Source organism: Enterococcus caccae ATCC BAA-1240 (assembly GCF_000407145.1).
GTDB classification, from domain to species: Bacteria; Bacillota; Bacilli; order Lactobacillales; family Enterococcaceae; genus Enterococcus_L; species Enterococcus_L caccae.
Genome location: NZ_KE136472.1, coordinates 396,449 through 412,415 on the forward strand (window position 1 = coordinate 396,449; position 15,967 = coordinate 412,415).

13 protein-coding genes are annotated in these 15,967 nt (G+C 35.5%); 6 read left to right on the forward strand and 7 right to left on the reverse strand.

Translation table 11 applies throughout. The features are described 5' to 3' along the window. Positions 1 to 308: 308 nt before the first annotated feature. A complete protein-coding gene (locus tag I580_RS01765) occupies positions 309 to 2,024 on the reverse strand; it encodes an ABC transporter permease/substrate binding protein (RefSeq protein WP_010773029.1) in 1,716 nt (571 codons plus the stop codon). Next, on the reverse strand, positions 2,017 to 3,207 hold the full coding sequence (locus I580_RS01770) for a quaternary amine ABC transporter ATP-binding protein (RefSeq protein ID WP_010773028.1): 1,191 nt from the start codon (positions 3,205 to 3,207) through the stop codon (positions 2,017 to 2,019). Before I580_RS01770 ends, I580_RS01765 begins: the two co-directional genes overlap by 8 nt. Positions 3,208 to 3,823: 616 nt before the next feature. On the opposite strand from I580_RS01770, the gene I580_RS01775 reads away from it, so the two are divergent. Then, entirely contained in the window at positions 3,824 to 4,963 is a 1,140-nt protein-coding gene (locus tag I580_RS01775; RefSeq protein ID WP_010773027.1) for a 2-methylaconitate cis-trans isomerase PrpF family protein, read from the forward strand. A 24-nt stretch (positions 4,964 to 4,987) separates the two neighbouring features. Continuing rightward, positions 4,988 to 6,355 carry a CitMHS family transporter gene (locus tag I580_RS01780; RefSeq protein WP_010773026.1) on the forward strand — a complete coding sequence of 456 codons (1,368 nt, stop codon included), beginning with the start codon at positions 4,988 to 4,990 and terminating at the stop codon, positions 6,353 to 6,355. Here I580_RS01780 and I580_RS01785 read toward each other — a convergent pair. Then, the gene (locus I580_RS01785) at positions 6,347 to 7,264 is read right to left on the reverse strand and encodes a LysR family transcriptional regulator (protein ID WP_010773025.1); all 918 of its coding nucleotides are present in this window, start codon (positions 7,262 to 7,264) and stop codon (positions 6,347 to 6,349) included. The two genes, I580_RS01780 and I580_RS01785, sit on opposite strands and share 9 nt — an antisense overlap. Before the next feature lie 84 nt (positions 7,265 to 7,348). On the opposite strand from I580_RS01785, the gene acnA reads away from it, so the two are divergent. Together acnA and I580_RS01795 are read left to right on the forward strand one after the other, a co-directional pair. Then, positions 7,349 to 10,036, forward strand: a complete 2,688-nt coding sequence (acnA, locus tag I580_RS01790) for an aconitate hydratase AcnA (protein ID WP_010773024.1) — start codon at positions 7,349 to 7,351, stop codon at positions 10,034 to 10,036. Positions 10,037 to 10,048: 12 nt separating this feature from the next. After that, positions 10,049 to 10,738, forward strand: a complete 690-nt coding sequence (locus tag I580_RS01795; RefSeq protein ID WP_010773023.1) for a GntR family transcriptional regulator — start codon at positions 10,049 to 10,051, stop codon at positions 10,736 to 10,738. Between the two features lie 202 nt (positions 10,739 to 10,940). Here I580_RS01795 and I580_RS01800 read toward each other — a convergent pair whose 3' ends face one another. Both I580_RS01800 and I580_RS01805 read right to left on the reverse strand, forming a co-directional pair. Beyond that, a complete protein-coding gene (locus tag I580_RS01800) occupies positions 10,941 to 11,573 on the reverse strand; it encodes a GntR family transcriptional regulator (protein WP_010773022.1) in 633 nt (210 codons plus the stop codon). 20 nt (positions 11,574 to 11,593) lie between these two features. Next, positions 11,594 to 13,534 carry an ABC-F family ATP-binding cassette domain-containing protein gene (locus I580_RS01805; protein ID WP_010773021.1) on the reverse strand — a complete coding sequence of 647 codons (1,941 nt, stop codon included), beginning with the start codon at positions 13,532 to 13,534 and terminating at the stop codon, positions 11,594 to 11,596. A gap of 216 nt (positions 13,535 to 13,750) precedes the next feature. On the opposite strand from I580_RS01805, the gene I580_RS01810 reads away from it, so the two are divergent. Beyond that, positions 13,751 to 14,416 carry a redox-sensing transcriptional repressor Rex gene (locus I580_RS01810; RefSeq protein WP_010773020.1) on the forward strand — a complete coding sequence of 222 codons (666 nt, stop codon included), beginning with the start codon at positions 13,751 to 13,753 and terminating at the stop codon, positions 14,414 to 14,416. A 52-nt stretch (positions 14,417 to 14,468) separates the two neighbouring features. Here the strand turns inward: I580_RS01810 and I580_RS01815 are convergent, their stop codons facing one another. Together I580_RS01815 and I580_RS01820 are read right to left on the reverse strand one after the other, a co-directional pair. Then, positions 14,469 to 15,137 (reverse strand): CPBP family intramembrane glutamic endopeptidase, encoded by a 669-nt coding sequence (locus I580_RS01815; RefSeq protein WP_034860465.1) that lies wholly within the window; start codon positions 15,135 to 15,137, stop codon positions 14,469 to 14,471. Between the two features lie 74 nt (positions 15,138 to 15,211). Further along, on the reverse strand, positions 15,212 to 15,394 hold the full coding sequence (locus I580_RS01820; protein ID WP_010773018.1) for a hypothetical protein: 183 nt from the start codon (positions 15,392 to 15,394) through the stop codon (positions 15,212 to 15,214). A 250-nt stretch (positions 15,395 to 15,644) separates the two neighbouring features. Between I580_RS01820 and groES the strand changes: the two genes are divergently transcribed. After that, positions 15,645 to 15,929 (forward strand): co-chaperone GroES, encoded by a 285-nt coding sequence (groES, locus tag I580_RS01825; RefSeq protein ID WP_010773017.1) that lies wholly within the window; start codon positions 15,645 to 15,647, stop codon positions 15,927 to 15,929. The last annotated feature ends 38 nt before the right edge of the window (positions 15,930 to 15,967 follow it).

A 15,967-nucleotide genomic window follows, 5' to 3' on the forward strand; every position in this document is an offset into this window, starting at 1 on the left:
AAATAATATTAAAGTTCAGAAACAATATATGTCATGTCTATAGAATGATAAAACTCTGCCGAAACACTATATATAGTGTTTCGGCAGAGCGTGGTGCTAGCCTTTTGAAATTGACACTGAAATAGCAAGCACTTTCGGTTAGTCTTATTATATCAAGTTTACATTTAATAAAAAGAAAAACAGGACTTGCTTTTTAAACAAGTCCTGTAAATTTAGCCGTAGAGTTTCTCAAGTTCTTCTATTAAATAGTGTTTTATGGAGCCCTAGCTTTCTCGGGATTAAACACTTCTGTCCCAACCTCTTTTTGATTATTTTTTCCACTCAGCAACTTCTTTTGAATGATTATCAATCCAATTTCTAGCCGCTTGTGTTGGGTCAGTTCCATTGTTGATTTCTAACATAACAGATTCCATGTCTTCTTTTGTCCAATGGAAATTTTTCAAGATTTTGTAGGCTTCAGGATTTTCTTTTTCTAAGCCTTTTCTAGCCATTGTATGAATAGTTTCTTCTTTACCCATCGTGCCTTTTGGATCTTCTAAATATTTAAGATCATATTTCGCAAACATCCAATGAGGAGACCAACCAGTGATCACGATCTCTTCTTTGTTTTTGATAGCTTGTCCAAGTGCGACAGTCATAGCACCAGAAGAAGAGGTTTCAACTGACCAATCTGATAAGTTGTGATAAGCTTTTTGTGTTTTCTCAGCTGAAGCTACAACACCTGCACCAGGTTCGATCCCAGTGATTTTTTTACCCGCTTGATCTTTCAACTCTTCAATTGAATTGACATCCATATATTGTGGAACAACGATGCCAAGTTTGGCACCTTTTAGGTTTTCACCTAAATCATCTACTTTGTCTTTGTATTGTTTGTACTGCTCACCGTGCGTTCCAGGAAGCCATGCGGCAACCATTGCATCGGTTTCGCCTTTTGAGATCGATTCCCACATAATAGCATTATCTAATGGCGTTAGTGAGACATTGTAGCCAACATCTTTTAAAACTTCGCCGACCACATGAGTTGAGGCAACTTCTGTATCCCATTCTACATAAGAAAGCGAAATGTTTTTCTCTTCGTTTTTAGCAGAAGAGAAAAGAGTAGAGCCACCAATCAACGCGATAATTGCCACAGCAGCAATCACGATCCCGCCAATTTTTTGATTTTTAGATAGTTTAGATTTTGCTGGAGCTGTTTTTTTCTTGTTTAAGTTCTGAGTAAAACGATCGATGATGATCGCTAGAATCACTAAAGCAACACCATTAACAAAACCGTTTCCGACTTGGGCACGCTGTAAGGCAGAAAGAACGCCACGGCCAAGACCAGGAGCTCCGATCATAGATGCGATAACCACCATAGAAAGTGCTAGCATAGTCGTTTGATTGACACCCGCCATAATCGTGTTTTTAGCTAAAGGTAACTCAAGTTTGAATAATTTTTGCCAACCTGTACTACCAAATGAATCTGACGCTTCAACAAGCTCTTTGGGAACTTGACGAATTCCAAGATTGGTAAAACGAACGGTTGGTGGTAAAGCAAAGATTACTGAGGCAAACACCCCAGGAACCATACCGATTCCGAAAAAGGCAACGGCAGGAATCAAATAAACAAAACCTGGCATCGTCTGCATGAAATCTAAAATAGGTGTGATAATACTTTGGGCTTTGTTACTTTTTGCCATTAAAATTCCAAGTGGTACACCTATAACGATTGAAACCACACTAGATAATAAAACTAAAGTCACGGTACTCATCAAATCTGTCCATAAATTTTGGTTATAAATGAAAAGTAACCCGATCAGTGTAAACAAACTTAAACCAATTTTTTTATTTGAAATAAAAAATGCAATGGCAGTTAAAATAAGAATAAATAGTACGGGAGGAATCGCAATTAATAGAGCAGTGATTCCGTCCATTAAACTTTGTCCTGTTGATTGGAAGAAACTGAAAACGCCAGAAAAAGTATTCGTCATCCATTCTGTAATCGTTTCGACCCAATTTGCTACTGGTAATTGATAATTATTCATTGATATTCACCTCTGTTTCTGCTAATGCTTCAAGAACACTACCTCGAATCACAACTCCAAGCAATTTATTGTTGTCCGTTACGGCGACAGGAGTAGGTGAGTCATAGATGATTGGGAAAATATCATTGACAAGCATATCTTTGTCGATAGAAGTAATATCTGTATCCACGTAATCAGTTAACGGTTTACCAGCTTTACGTGCTTCTAAAGCTCGCTCAGCTCGAACTACACCTTTTAATTGACGTTTTTTATCAACTGCTAACAGCATACTGACTTCTTCTTGGCGCATACGAGTTAATGCAACCGTTGGGCCATCGATTTCGATATTTGTTGTTAGTGCTGGAACCATGATATTTTGAGCAGTTAAAACCTTTGAACGATCTACATCTTCAACGAAGGTACGAACATAATCATTGGCTGGATTTGTTAAAATTTCTTCACCAGTACCGATTTGCATGATTTGACCATCTTTCATTAAAGCGATGCGATCACCAATACGTAAAGCTTCATTTAAATCATGAGTGATAAAGATGATCGTCTTTTTCACGTTTTCTTGTAAATCGACTAACTCATCTTGCATTTCCCGACGAATTAATGGATCTAGAGCAGAAAAGGCTTCATCCATCAATAAAATCTCAGGATCATTTGCTAAGGCTCTGGCTAACCCAACACGTTGTTGCATCCCACCAGATAACTGATTAGGAAACTGATCTTTAAATGCTAGTAAGCTTGAATTTTCTAAAGCTTGTTCTGCTTTTGCAGTACGTTCTTCTTTAGGAACGCCACGAACTTCTAATCCATATTCTGTGTTTTCTAAGATTGTGCGATGAGGGAAGAGACCAAAATTTTGGAAGACCATGCTCATCTTATTCCGACGAACTTCTCTAAGGCCTTCTTTATCCAATTTTGAGATGTCTTGGTCATCAATAAAAATATTACCAGAAGTAGGTTCGATCAAACGATTCAACAGACGAATCAATGTTGATTTACCACTACCAGAAAGACCCATGATCACGAATATTTCTCCTTCTTCAACTTCGAAATTAACATCATAAACACCGACTGTAGCACCAGTCTTTTTTAAGATTTCTGTTTTATCTTTGTTTTCCTTGATCATATCCAGTGCTTGTTTTGATTTTTTACCGAATATTTTTGTTAAATGCGAAACTTTTACTTTGGGCAAAACAAAATTCCTCCTTATTTTAAAAGCTGAACGAGCTCGTTCAGTCTCGACAGGAAAATAGGAAAATCAGAGGGTGGCGCTTTTCGCCACAATCGGATTTTATCTTTTTCCCGAGAGAGTAGCTCGTGAAGCTAGATAACACTAAAAGTATAGTAGGCTCGTCCGCTCGTCCAACTCCGATCGAAAAATAGAAAAATCAGAGAGTAGCGCTTTTCTCCCCAATCGGATTTTATCTTTTTCTGAGGAGTTAGCTTACAAAGATAGCCAATGTAAACTATACTTTTTTTACTTTTTTTATTTTTTACAAAATAATGTAAAGAAAATCATTTTCTTTTCTGTAAAAAAAGTGACCATTCTAGATTAACATCGTGTAGTCACTTTGTCAAATTAGTGATATATATATAGAAAAAAATCAAGGTGATAACCTTTTTAAGTCGTTATACTTATTGAAGTTTTTCTTTACTTCACGATGTGTTTTACATGTCAATCTATTGGGGATAGTGAAGTATATGGCAATGTTGATTGATAATAGTTATCACTGATAGTTATTATCAAAAATATTGATTGTACTTTGGCTTTTTTCAAACATATAATAAGCCACATAGGAGGGATAGAATTGAAAAAAATAGAGTGTAGTATTTATCGAGGAGGTACGAGTAAAGGTGTATTCCTATTAAAGAAGGATTTGGATAGACTCGGCTATAATCAAGATGAGGTATTGCTAAGAATAATGGGGAGTCCAGACGTAAGACAGATTGATGGGTTAGGAGGAGCAGTTTCAACTACAAGTAAAGTTGCCATTATTTCAAATGAAGAAAATGAAGATTGGGATGTGAATTATACATTTGCACAAGTAGCTATTGACAAGCCTATTGTCTCTTATGCTGGAAACTGTGGAAATATTTCATCTGCAGTTGGTATTTTCTCAATTGAAAGCGGTTTAGTAGATGCGGTTGACCCTATAACTACAGTTAAAGTTTATAACAAGAACACAAATAAAATAATCTATGAACATATTCCTACTCCTGACGGTCAATTAATTTATGAAGGAGATTTTAAAATTTCTGGAGTACCAGGAAGCGGACTTAAAATTATATTAGAGTTTATGGAGCCCGCTGGTTCAATAACAGGGAAATTATTGCCGACAGGAAATGTAGTAGACACACTAACAGTAGAAGATTTTGGTGAGATAGATGTATCAATTGTTGATGCTGCAAATCCTTTAGTATTTATAGAAGCGCATAAAGTTGGTCTGACTGGGAGTGAGCATGCTTCTGAAATCGACAATAGTGAAGAACGCTTAAGATTGTTAGAGAAAATCAGAGGTGCAGCAGCAGAAAAACTAGGATTTATCAAAACAGCGGATCAAAGTTCACAAAGATCACCAGGCGTTCCTAAGCTTACGTTAGTAAGTAGAGCTGAAAATTATACAACAATCGGTGGAGAAAGTATCAGGTCAGATAGCTATGATTTAGCTGTTCGAATGATGAGTATGCAAAAAGCACATAAAACGATTGCCTTAACTGGTGCACTTTGTACAGCAGCAGCTTGTGTGATACCTGGTACGATTCCCTATTTACTGCTAAAAAAAAATAATCTGTCAAGCAACCAAACAAAATTGGTTTTTGGTCATAGTGACGGTTTGATTGAAACAACAATCAATTATGAATTAAATAAGGAAGAGGAAGTAACTATCCGCTCTATTTCTTCCTATAGAACAGCGAGAAAAATTTTGACTGGTACAGTATTTTTTTAAATTAAAAAAGGAGATGAAAAAAGTATGTTGGCTTTATTGGGATATTTGATGATCATTGTATTTATGGCACTGTTACTTACAAAAAAAATCTCCCCTTTTGCAGGGCTGATTCTTATACCTCTTGCTTTTGGTTTAATTGCAGCTAGTTATACAGGACAATCATTTTTAAACGTTTTTGATTGGATCTATGAAGGTTTATATTATCAAGTTGTTGGTAATAAAGTAAAATCTGGTGTAGCACCTACTATTACATTATTATTATTTGCTATTCTGTATTTCTCTATTATGTTGGATGTTGGCCTTTTTGATCCATTAAGCAAGGTTTTGATCAAATGGGCAAAAGGAGATCCTCTTCGTCTTTGCATTGCTACAGCTGCCATATCAACGATTGTTTCTTTAGATGGTGATGGTACGACAACAGTATTGATCGTAACAGCAGCTGTTTTATCGTTATTCAAAAAAATGAAAATGCGACAGCTATATTTAGCAGTACTGATTGCGATTCCCAATTCAATTATGAACTTGGTGCCATGGAGTGGACCGATGGCAAGAGCTATGCCAGTATTGAATATAGGACCAAAAGAATTTTTCTTACCCTTGATTCCTGGAATGATTGGTGCAACACTGCTTACAGCGTATATGGCTTATAGCTATGGGAAAAAAGAGCGCGCACGCTTAGGTTATTCTGCTGAAAAGAGTATTGTTACTGAAGAAGATTTAAAGGCAATCATGAAATCATTAAATGATGATCCAGATAATTTAAAACGACCGACATTATTATTATTCAATTTTATTTTGACAATCGTTATCATGGCGTTGTTGGTATTGGATACAGTTAATGGAGGCATCTTATTCTTAGTTGGAACAAGTATTGCACTGATTGTTAACTATAAAAATCCAATTATTCAAGCGCAACGATTAACTGCAAATGGTTCAGAAGCGCTAGGACCGGTCAGCTTAGTTTTTGGTGCAGGCGTTATTATGGGTGTATTAAATGGTAGTGGAATGAGTGAAGGCATTGCAGAGCATATTGTTTCTTTATTACCTGAAAGTATGGGAGGCTATATTCCGTTGTTGCTAGCTCTAATTTCACTACCAGGTCTATTCTTTTTACCGAATGATGCATTTTACTTCGGCATTTTACCTGTCATTGCTCCAATTGCATATAGTTTTGGTGCTACACCTGTAAATATTGGGGTTGCTTCACTGCTAGGTCAAGCTGTGCGGTTTGCCAGTCCTCTAGTTGCGTTTCTTTACGTCTTAGTTGATCGAACTGAAGTCAGTTTTGGAGACTATCAAAAAGAATACTTAAAATGGGGAATACCTAGCTATTTCATTCAACTATTAATTGCAATTGTAAGCGGAATCATTCCGCTGCCATTTTTAAATTAATGATTTACAAAGATTGATAAATTCGCGAGTATATGGTGGAAGTATTCGGTTTTTACGGTATCCAATCAATACTTCTGTGGAAAATAAATGTTCGTCAGGTTGACTGATTGAAAAGAAAAAAGGACGTTCCTTCAGGTTCAAGTGTTCTACATGATTTTCATAAACAAAGGATACACCATAACCAGCAACAGTTAGATTGAGAGCTGTTTCAATATTTTTTGTATAGAATACATTTTTAGGCTTGATTTGATAATAACGAAAAATTTTTTCTGCCATTTGACCAGTTCTTTGATTTGGAAAGTGTAAAATAAATCGTTGATCTTTAAAGTAACGTAAATCAAAATATGGATATTTGTGTTGTGGTTTTTGTGATAGTAGATCCTCTTTAAGGAATGATCTTGGTACGGCTAATAATATTTTTTCTTTACGAACAATTTCATAATCCATATTTAAAAAACGATCTGGCTTATTCATGATAATGATATCTGCCTGTCCATCTTGGATTTTTTTCTCAAGAACAACAGAAGCATCTTCACATAGTTCTATTTTAACATTGGGATAAAGTGTATCGAATTTAGGCAAAATTTCTGGTAATAAATATGAACTTCGTAATAAGGGAATTGCCAATCGTATTTTACCATAGCGTTGTTCCAACATAGTTTCTAGTTTACTTTGAAAATTATCTTTTATTTCAAGAATGTTTAATCCTGCTGCAAGGTATTCTTCGCCTAAAACAGTTAAAGAAAATTTTTTACCGATCACTTGAAATACTTGAAAGCCTAGACGTTCTTCCATATTTTTGAGGTACATGCTTAAGGAAGGTTGAGTAATAAATAATGATTCTGCAGCTTTAGTCAAATTTTCAAATTCTAGAATAGCACAAATATACTCAAAATCTTTTATTTCCATAAGATTACTCCCTTTCAATAAAGCTCTTTAGTATTAATCATAAAGTATTTTCACTTTAAAACAACAATTTTTGGAGGTTAAACTATGAAAAGAACAATAATAATTCAAAATAAAGAATATAACTATTTTAGTCTGAAGGCATTAGGTGAAAAAAACAACGCAGACATTTCTCGTCTGCCTTACTCTATCAGAGTGTTACTTGAGAACGTTTTACGTCAAGAAACAGAAGAAAGTGATGAAGTCGTTCAACAACTGGTAAACTGGAATTTGCCAAATACTAAAAAAATAGAAATTCCTTTTAAGCCAGGACGTGTCATTTTACAAGATTTGACAGGTGGGGCAGCTATTGTAGACTTAGCATCATTGCGTAAAGCGGTTAAAGATTTTGGTTTTGACCCGAATAGTATAAATCCTGAGATTCCAGTAGACTTAGTTATTGACCATTCTGTTCAAGTTGACTATGCTGGATCAAAAATAGCTTTTCAGAAAAATGAAGAATTAGAATTTAAGAGAAATATGGAACGATACAGTTTTTTTAAATGGGCAGAACAATCATTTGACTCGTTTAGAGTCGTACCTCCTGCAACTGGTATTGTCCATCAAGTGAATTTAGAATATCTTGCTGACGTTGTAACACAAAAAGAGTCAAAAAACGGAGAGAAATATTTATTTCCAGATACGTTGGTTGGTACAGATTCGCATACGACAATGATCAATGCTCTTGGGGTTTTAGGCTGGGGTGTAGGTGGAATAGAAGCAGAAGCAGGAATGTTAGGACAGCCTTGTTATTTGTCTACTCCAGAGGTTGTAGGTATTCGATTAAAAGGAAAATTTAGAAGAGGTGCTACAGCGACTGACTTGGCCCTAACCTTGACACATTTATTAAGAGAAAAAAATGTAGTAGGGAAATTTGTTGAATATTTTGGGGAAGGTTTAGAGAATTTAACAATATCTGATCGTTCTGTCGTAGCGAATATGGCGCCTGAATACGGTGCTACTTGCGGCTTTTTCCCTATTGATCAAGAAACGCTTAATTATTTAGAATTTAGTGGTAGAAGTGAGAAGCAACGTATGATTATTGAAGCATATGTGAAAGAAAACCAATTATACTATGATCCTAATAAAGAAGCGGATTATAGCGATGTCATCGAGTTGAATTTAGATGAGATTGAGCCGAGTTTGGCAGGACCGAAACGTCCACAGGATTTAGTTCCTTTGTCTAAAGTTAAGCAAGGATTTATTGACTCTCTAACGTTACCGAACGGAAATAGTGGTTATGGTCTACAACCAGAAGAAGAACGAAAACAGGCGATTATTCATTATGAAGATGGAACACAAGAGGTTATTGAAACAGGAGCTGTTGTAATTGCTGCAATCACGAGCTGTACGAATACAAGTAATCCTTTTATTATGTTGAGCGCAGGACTTCTCGCAAAAAAAGCGGTAGAAAAAGGGTTATCAGTCAAGAGGTATGTTAAAACATCATTATCGCCAGGCTCAAAAGTAGCGACTCGTTATTTTGAAAATGCGGATTTACTCTATTATTTAGAAAAATTAGGGTTTGATATTACTGGGTACGGATGTATGACATGTGTGGGAAATTCTGGTCCGTTAAATGATGGAGTCAGTAAAGTTATTCAAGATGAAAATTTGTTGGTATCAGCGGTATTGAGCGGGAATCGTAATTTTGAGGGACGTGTCCATGCAGATGTAAAAGCAGGCTATTTGGCTGCACCGCACCTTGTCATTGCCTATGCAATAGCAGGAAATATCAAAATTGATTTGACTACTGAACCATTGGGTTACGATGAAAATAATTCACCTATCTATTTAGGAGATATCATGCCTAGTAATGAGGAAGTAGAACAATTGATGAACAAATATGTAAAAACAGATTTATACAAAGAAGAGTATGAATCCGTATTTAACTCAAATCAGCACTGGAATGAGATTGAAACGAAATACTCAACTACTTATAAATGGGATGATAATTCCACTTATATTGCCAATCCACCGTATTTTGAACAATTACAATTACACATTAAACCAATCCAACCATTAAAAGAGCAACGCGTATTGGCGAAATTGGGTGATTCTATCACAACCGATCATCTATCACCTGTTGGGGCAATTCCTTTAAATTCACCTGCCGGAAAGTACCTGACCGAACATGGTGTACGACCACAAGCCTTCAACTCGTATGGAAGTCGTCGTGGTAATCATGAAGTAATGGTGAGAGGAACGCTGAGCAATATTCGCTTGCGAAACGAATTGGCAGATGGTAAAGAAGGAGGGTATACAACATATTTTCCTACCGATAAGATTCTTTCTATATTTGATGCTAGCCAAAAGTATATTGAAGATAATGTAGGGCTGGTTATTCTAGCAGGTGAAGACTACGGCATGGGGTCTTCGAGAGATTGGGCCGCTAAGGGAGTTCGGCTATTAGGCGTAAATACAGTCATAGCGAAAAGTTTTGAGCGGATTCATCGATCTAATTTACTAATGATGGGTGTTTTACCGTTACAATTTTTGGATGGAGAAGATGCAAATAGTCTAGGATTGACAGGGAACGAAATTTTCGATTTTGAAATTGATAATACGGTACAACCTAATGAAATAATCAATGTTCTTGCTACAAGTCAGGATGGGGCAAAAATTACATTTAAAGTGTGTGCGCGATTTGAGTCACAAACAGAGATAGATTACTATAGAAATCGAGGAATTCTTCAAATGGTTTTGAGAAATAAACTACGTCTAAAAGAGAATTGATAGAGGTGAAATATGAAAAATAAAACTGATATCGCTGAAGTTATTGAACCAAATTTAAATTTTAGTAGTACGAAATCACTGAAAACAACTGTTTATATGGCGCTAAGAAAGACAATTCTAAGTGGGGAAATCCCTGTAGGAACGCGGATTAATGAGTCAATGATTTCTGCACGATTTAATATTAGCAGAACGCCGCTTCGTGGTGCCTTACAAAGCCTTAGAGATGAAAATTTATTAGAGTATGTTCCAGATAGTGGGATGATTGTAAAAGGAATCACGATTCGAGATGCTTATGAAATCTTTACGATCAGAAAGTCTTTGGATCGTTTAGCCACTATAACTGCAATGTACAAAATGAGCGAAGCAGATTTTAAAGAATTAGATTTAATAGTATATTTGATGCAGCAACAGGATAAAGTTGGTGGCAATTTGACCTCTCTTTTTACTGAATTTAATGAGTTCATTTATGAAAAAAGTCACTTACTTCGCCTTAGAGATACAATAGCGAACATTCAAAACTATTTAAGCTATTTCAGAGAACTTTCTGTGCATTCAAAAGACAGAAGTAAAGGAGCAATTGAGGATCATGCAAAAATTTATTATTACATGAAAAGGAAAGATGAAAAACAAGTGGGCATTCTTTTAGATACACATTTAGATAATGCTCTAAACAGTATTTTAAATGAAATGGATAAAAAATGAACATATTTAACCATTAAACTATTTTTCTAATTTAGGATTAAAGCCTGTAAAAAGAAGGATCATTTGCTTTATGTCTTGGTAAACAATGCATTTTAAACCATGATTAGTAAAAAGATCAAAATAGTCTATCAATAAACCAACCTCCAAAAGGTAAGCTCGAAAATTAGGAGGTTGGTTTTGAGTTGTTTGTTTTTTTAGTTTATCAATTCGGATAGAAAAAATTTTGAACGCGTTGCAAGGTTGATTCATGTCCAACGAAATAAATCGTATCTCCAGCAGTTAGTTTTGCATATGGACCAGGAGATACCAATAATTCATCACCATGTTTGATAGCAATTAAGGTGGCTGAAGTGCTTTGCCACAAGTTTAATTCGCTGATCGTCATTTCAAGATGTGATGCGTCATCAGTAAGTGTGAATGTTACTGGATTTAACGGGTTAAATGAATCAAAACGTTTGGTCTGGTCAACCAATTTATCTAGTATTTCTGAGAAATGACTTAGTTCCTCTTTTTGTTTTTTGACACTGCCGATAAGATCTTCTTTCAACTCATGAATTGATTGAACATCTTGATATTGATCAACGAAAAGTTTCGCTTTTTCTATTGAATGCACGTAAAAACCACTGCCGTGTTTGGCTTGAACAATTTCTAAATCAACTAATACACTGATTGCCTTACGTGCAGTTTCAGGAGACACACTGTATTTATTTGCCAAAGTAGACCGTGCGTGGATTTTATCACCAACTGAAAAAGTTTGATCAGCAATTTTAGATGCCACGTCTACAGCGATTTGTTGATATTTAGGTTGTGTCACATTCATACGTTTTGACGTCATGATTGCCCACCTTTCGTCAATTATTTTTCTTCAAGTTCCTCAAGCTCTAAACTAAGATTTTCCCATTCTGTCAATAGTTGTTCCTGTGTAGTACGCTTAGTTTCTAATTCTTCGTTTAAAGACATGAGCTGCATATGGTCATCAACAAGGGCAGTATCGCTCATTGTTTGCTCGATTTCAGCAATTGATGTGTCCAACGTAGCTAAGTTTTCTTCGATTTGTATAATTTTACGATTTAAATTACGCACTATTTTTTGTTGTTCTTTATTTTGGTAAAAATCATTTTTAGGTTTTTCAGTTTCAATTTGTTGCACGGAAGATTTTTCAGCTAATAGGGCAGCCAATTCTTCTTCTTCCTTTTTCTTCTCCAAATAGTAATCATAATCGCCTAAATAAAGCTTGCTACCCGTTTCAGAAAGTTCGATGACTTTAGTTGCGATTCGATTAATAAAGTATCGGTCATGTGAAACAAATAAGAGCGTACCTTCGTAATCAATCAGGGCATTTTCTAAGACTTCTTTATTATCAATATCTAAATGGTTGGTCGGTTCATCCAAAATTAAAAAGTTTTCTCGATCCATTGATAGCTTAGCTAATGCTACACGAGCTTTTTCGCCACCGCTTAGAAGAGGAATCGTTTTTTCAACATCATTTCCACTAAATAAAAAGCTACCTAAAATATTGCGGATGTCTTTTTCAGGGGTTGTCGGATGTTCATCCCAGAGCTCAGCTAAAACTGTTTTGGTTCCATGCAAGTTTGCTTGTTCTTGATCGTAATAACCAATTTGTACATTGGTTCCAAGAATTGCGTTCCCTTTAATGAAGGGGATTTTTCCAATAATCGATTTTAGCAAGGTCGATTTTCCAATTCCATTAGGTCCAACCAACGCAATTGCCTCTTGACGACGAATATCCACAGAAACAGGTTCTGATAAGATACGCTCATCATACCCAATTGCAGCATCTTCTATCTGTAAGACAACATTTCCAGAAACTTTTTCAATTCCAAAAAGAAAGTTTGCTGATTTTTCATCTCCTTGAGGTCGTTCTAAGCGTTCCATTTTTTCTAAAGTTTTCCGGCGACTTTGAGCACGTTTTGTGGTTGAGGCTCTTACTAAATTACGGGCTACAAAATCTTCAAGTTTATTGATTTCTGTTTGTTGCTTTTCATAAGCTTTCCATTCACTAGTTAATTGCTCCGCTTTTAATTCTAAATATTTTGAGTAGTTTCCTTTGTAATAACGCATTTTATGACGGCTAATCTCATAAACTTCATTCACCACTTTGTCTAAGAAATAGCGGTCATGTGAAACGATTAGGAGGGCGCCTGAATAAGTAGGTAAATAGTTTTCTAACCAAGAGAGTGTATCAATATCTAAGTGGTTGGTCGGTTCATCCAAGATTAAGATGTCTGGTTTTTGCAGTAACATTCGTGCTAAAGCTAAACGTGTTTTTTGACCACCCGATAAAGTGTTGATATTTTTTGAATAAAAGTCCTCTTTAAAGCCAAATCCATGCAAGACTGAACGAATTTCATTTTCATAGCCATAACCATTTTTTTCTGAAAAATCATGTTGTAATCGATCATATTCTTTCATAACGGATTCATAATTTAAAGCATCAGGTTGCAGTTCACTAATGATCAATTCGAGTTCACGCATTCGTTTTTCCATTGTGATAATCTCGACAAAAGCTTGTAACATTTCATCCCATACCGTTTTATTCGAATCAAGTCCAGTATCTTGTGCCAAATACCCGAGACTTGCTGTTTTGTTTTTAGCAATCGTACCAGCATCTGGGGCATCGATTCCAGCGATTATTTTTAAAAGAGTAGATTTACCAGCACCATTACGACCGACTAAAGCGATTCGACTTTTTGTGCTGATCTCCATTTGTATGTTATCAAACAATGTATCTGCACCGAAATATCGGGCGATTTGATTTGCTTGGAGTAAAATCATAGGGTAACCTCATTTCTATTTCAATGCCTTTAGTGTAGCATAAATTGATTCAAAAAAGCACCTATCCAACAGCTAGAGAGAAAAATTATCAGAACAATTTTAAGAAAGTTTGAAAAATATTTCTTTTCCTGAGCTGTTAGATTGCTTTTTATCTAGAACAACTGATATTATGAGAGGTGGATATTTGTCTATATTTAGAGTATTGGAGGTACGATTGTGAAAGACCAAATTATTCCAAAAGCAACGGCAAGACGCCTTCCCCTATATTATCGTTATTTGAGAATTCTACATGATGCTGGAAAAAATAAAGTTTCATCTACTGAGCTAAGTGAAGCAGTCCAAGTAGATAGCGCAACGATTCGACGTGATTTTTCTTATTTCGGCGAATTGGGTAAACGCGGTTATGGTTATGATGTAGAGAATTTAATGAACTTCTTTGCAAAAACACTCAATGATGATGAATTAACAAATGTAGCATTGATTGGTGTGGGTAACCTAGGAAGTGCCTTATTGAAATATAAATTTCATCAAAGCAATAGCATTCGCGTGAGTTGTGCATTCGATGTGAATGATGATATTGTTGGCAGAATCGTTGATGGTATTCCAGTTTATCCAATGACGGATATGATGGAACAGATTCGTGTACAACAAATCGAAGTGGCTATTTTAACATTGCCAGCTAGAAAAGCACAAGAAGTTGTGAGTCAATTAGCGGATGCGGGAGTAAAAGGAATTTTAAACTTCACAGCAGCTAGATTAGTAGCGCCAACAGACGTGTTGATCCAAAATGTTGATTTAACGAATGAATTACAAACGTTGATTTATTTCTTACATCACGATAGTGAATTGATCGACACTGAAATTGAAGACGAAAAAGAGTAATAAAAACCCCATGTAATTGAATGTGATTACATGGGTTTTTTTTGATAAAGTTCTATTTTGGTAGGTCAATATTGGCATAATGCAACACAAGTTGAGCAATCACAACAACAGTATTCATCCCACAATGAGCGATGATCGAAGTCCAAATTTTTCCGGTCATTTTATACAACAGAGCAAAAAAGAACCCCATAAAAAAATAAACAAAAAAGTGACCATCTTGATGAATCACAGAAAATAAAGAAGAACTAATAATCGCTGCAAGCCAAAAGCCTGTATAACTTTCTGTTAAACTAATCAAGGAACGGCGAAAAACAAATTCTTCCATGATAGGTCCACCAATCGTAGTAGCTAAAATAAACAGTGGATTCGCTAAAATAACCTTAATAATATTTTGTGTGTTTTGTGAATTAGGTTGAACGCCTGTGATGGTTGTTTCAATACCAAACACGATTGCTTGAATGATCATCGCTATAAAGATCCCACTGATTCCTAGCAATATCATAAAAACAGGAGAAGTTAGTTTAGCTTCTTGCTCAACTGAAGTAGCTGCAGTCATTTTATTATTGAAATACAGCCAAATCATCAAACCGGCTCCAAGAATGTAGGTAAATGTTGTGCCTCCAATCACGATATCTGGTGAGAACGGACTAAAGATATAGGGAGAAAAAAACACGAGACCATATAATAGGATTGTTGTAATACTTAATTTTTTAATAGACATAGTCGTCGACATAAAAACAGAAAACTCCTTCCAGAATTTATAACATAGAGAAAGTATACCATACTGTGCTCATATTACTTTTTATGATTATTACGATAACCTAACAATAGAAAGATAAATACGAAGAAAAATGCAGCTTCCCATAAAGTTGTTGTCCAATCGAAGCGTTTATTTACGCCAAAAAAGAAGTTACCGAGATTTGCAATGATTAAATAAAGTCCTGTTGCCATCAAAGCGCCTGTGATTCTTTGTTTCATGTCTATCGCCTCTCTTTCTATACGTATTTTACCATGAAATGAAGGAGAGGAAAGCAATATCTGAATCGGATAAGAAAAAATGCTTTATACTTTTGTTTATTTCGTTATAAAAATTGAGAAAGAATTATTTTATAAAATTAGCCAAAAGGCTTGCAAATTGAAGGTGAAATGAGTATTATAAATAGTGTGAGTTAGCACTCGATAACTAAGAGTGCTAACAAAAGAAAATTTTTTTATGGAGGGATTTATTGTGTTAAAACCATTAAGCGATCGCGTCGTTATTGAAGTCGCAAAAGAAGAAGAAAAAACAGTAGGCGGCATCGTCTTGGCATCAGCAGCTCAAGAAAAGCCTCAAACAGGAAAAGTTATCGCAGTAGGTGAAGGCCGTGTTTTAGAAAACGGAACAAAAGTTCCTGCCGCTGTTAAAGAAGGCGATACAGTAATGTTTGAAAAGTATTCTGGTACAGAAGTAAAATATGAAGGCAATGAATATTTGATTGTTTCTGGAAAAGATATCATTGCAATCGTTGAATAGATTATTTTTATAAAGAGAAACAAAATTCATTTAAATAA

Coding starts and splice junctions, on each gene's coding strand:
- I580_RS01765 (WP_010773029.1), bottom strand. CDS start 2,024: ATGAATAATTATCAATTACCAGTAGCAAATTGGGTCGAAACGATTACA.
- I580_RS01780 (WP_010773026.1), top strand. CDS start 4,988: ATGTTGGCTTTATTGGGATATTTGATGATCATTGTATTTATGGCACTG.
- I580_RS01785 (WP_010773025.1), bottom strand. CDS start 7,264: ATGGAAATAAAAGATTTTGAGTATATTTGTGCTATTCTAGAATTTGAA.
- acnA (WP_010773024.1), top strand. CDS start 7,349: ATGAAAAGAACAATAATAATTCAAAATAAAGAATATAACTATTTTAGT.
- I580_RS01795 (WP_010773023.1), top strand. CDS start 10,049: ATGAAAAATAAAACTGATATCGCTGAAGTTATTGAACCAAATTTAAAT.
- I580_RS01800 (WP_010773022.1), bottom strand. CDS start 11,573: ATGACGTCAAAACGTATGAATGTGACACAACCTAAATATCAACAAATC.
- I580_RS01805 (WP_010773021.1), bottom strand. CDS start 13,534: ATGATTTTACTCCAAGCAAATCAAATCGCCCGATATTTCGGTGCAGAT.
- I580_RS01815 (WP_034860465.1), bottom strand. CDS start 15,137: ATGTCTATTAAAAAATTAAGTATTACAACAATCCTATTATATGGTCTC.
- I580_RS01820 (WP_010773018.1), bottom strand. CDS start 15,394: ATGAAACAAAGAATCACAGGCGCTTTGATGGCAACAGGACTTTATTTA.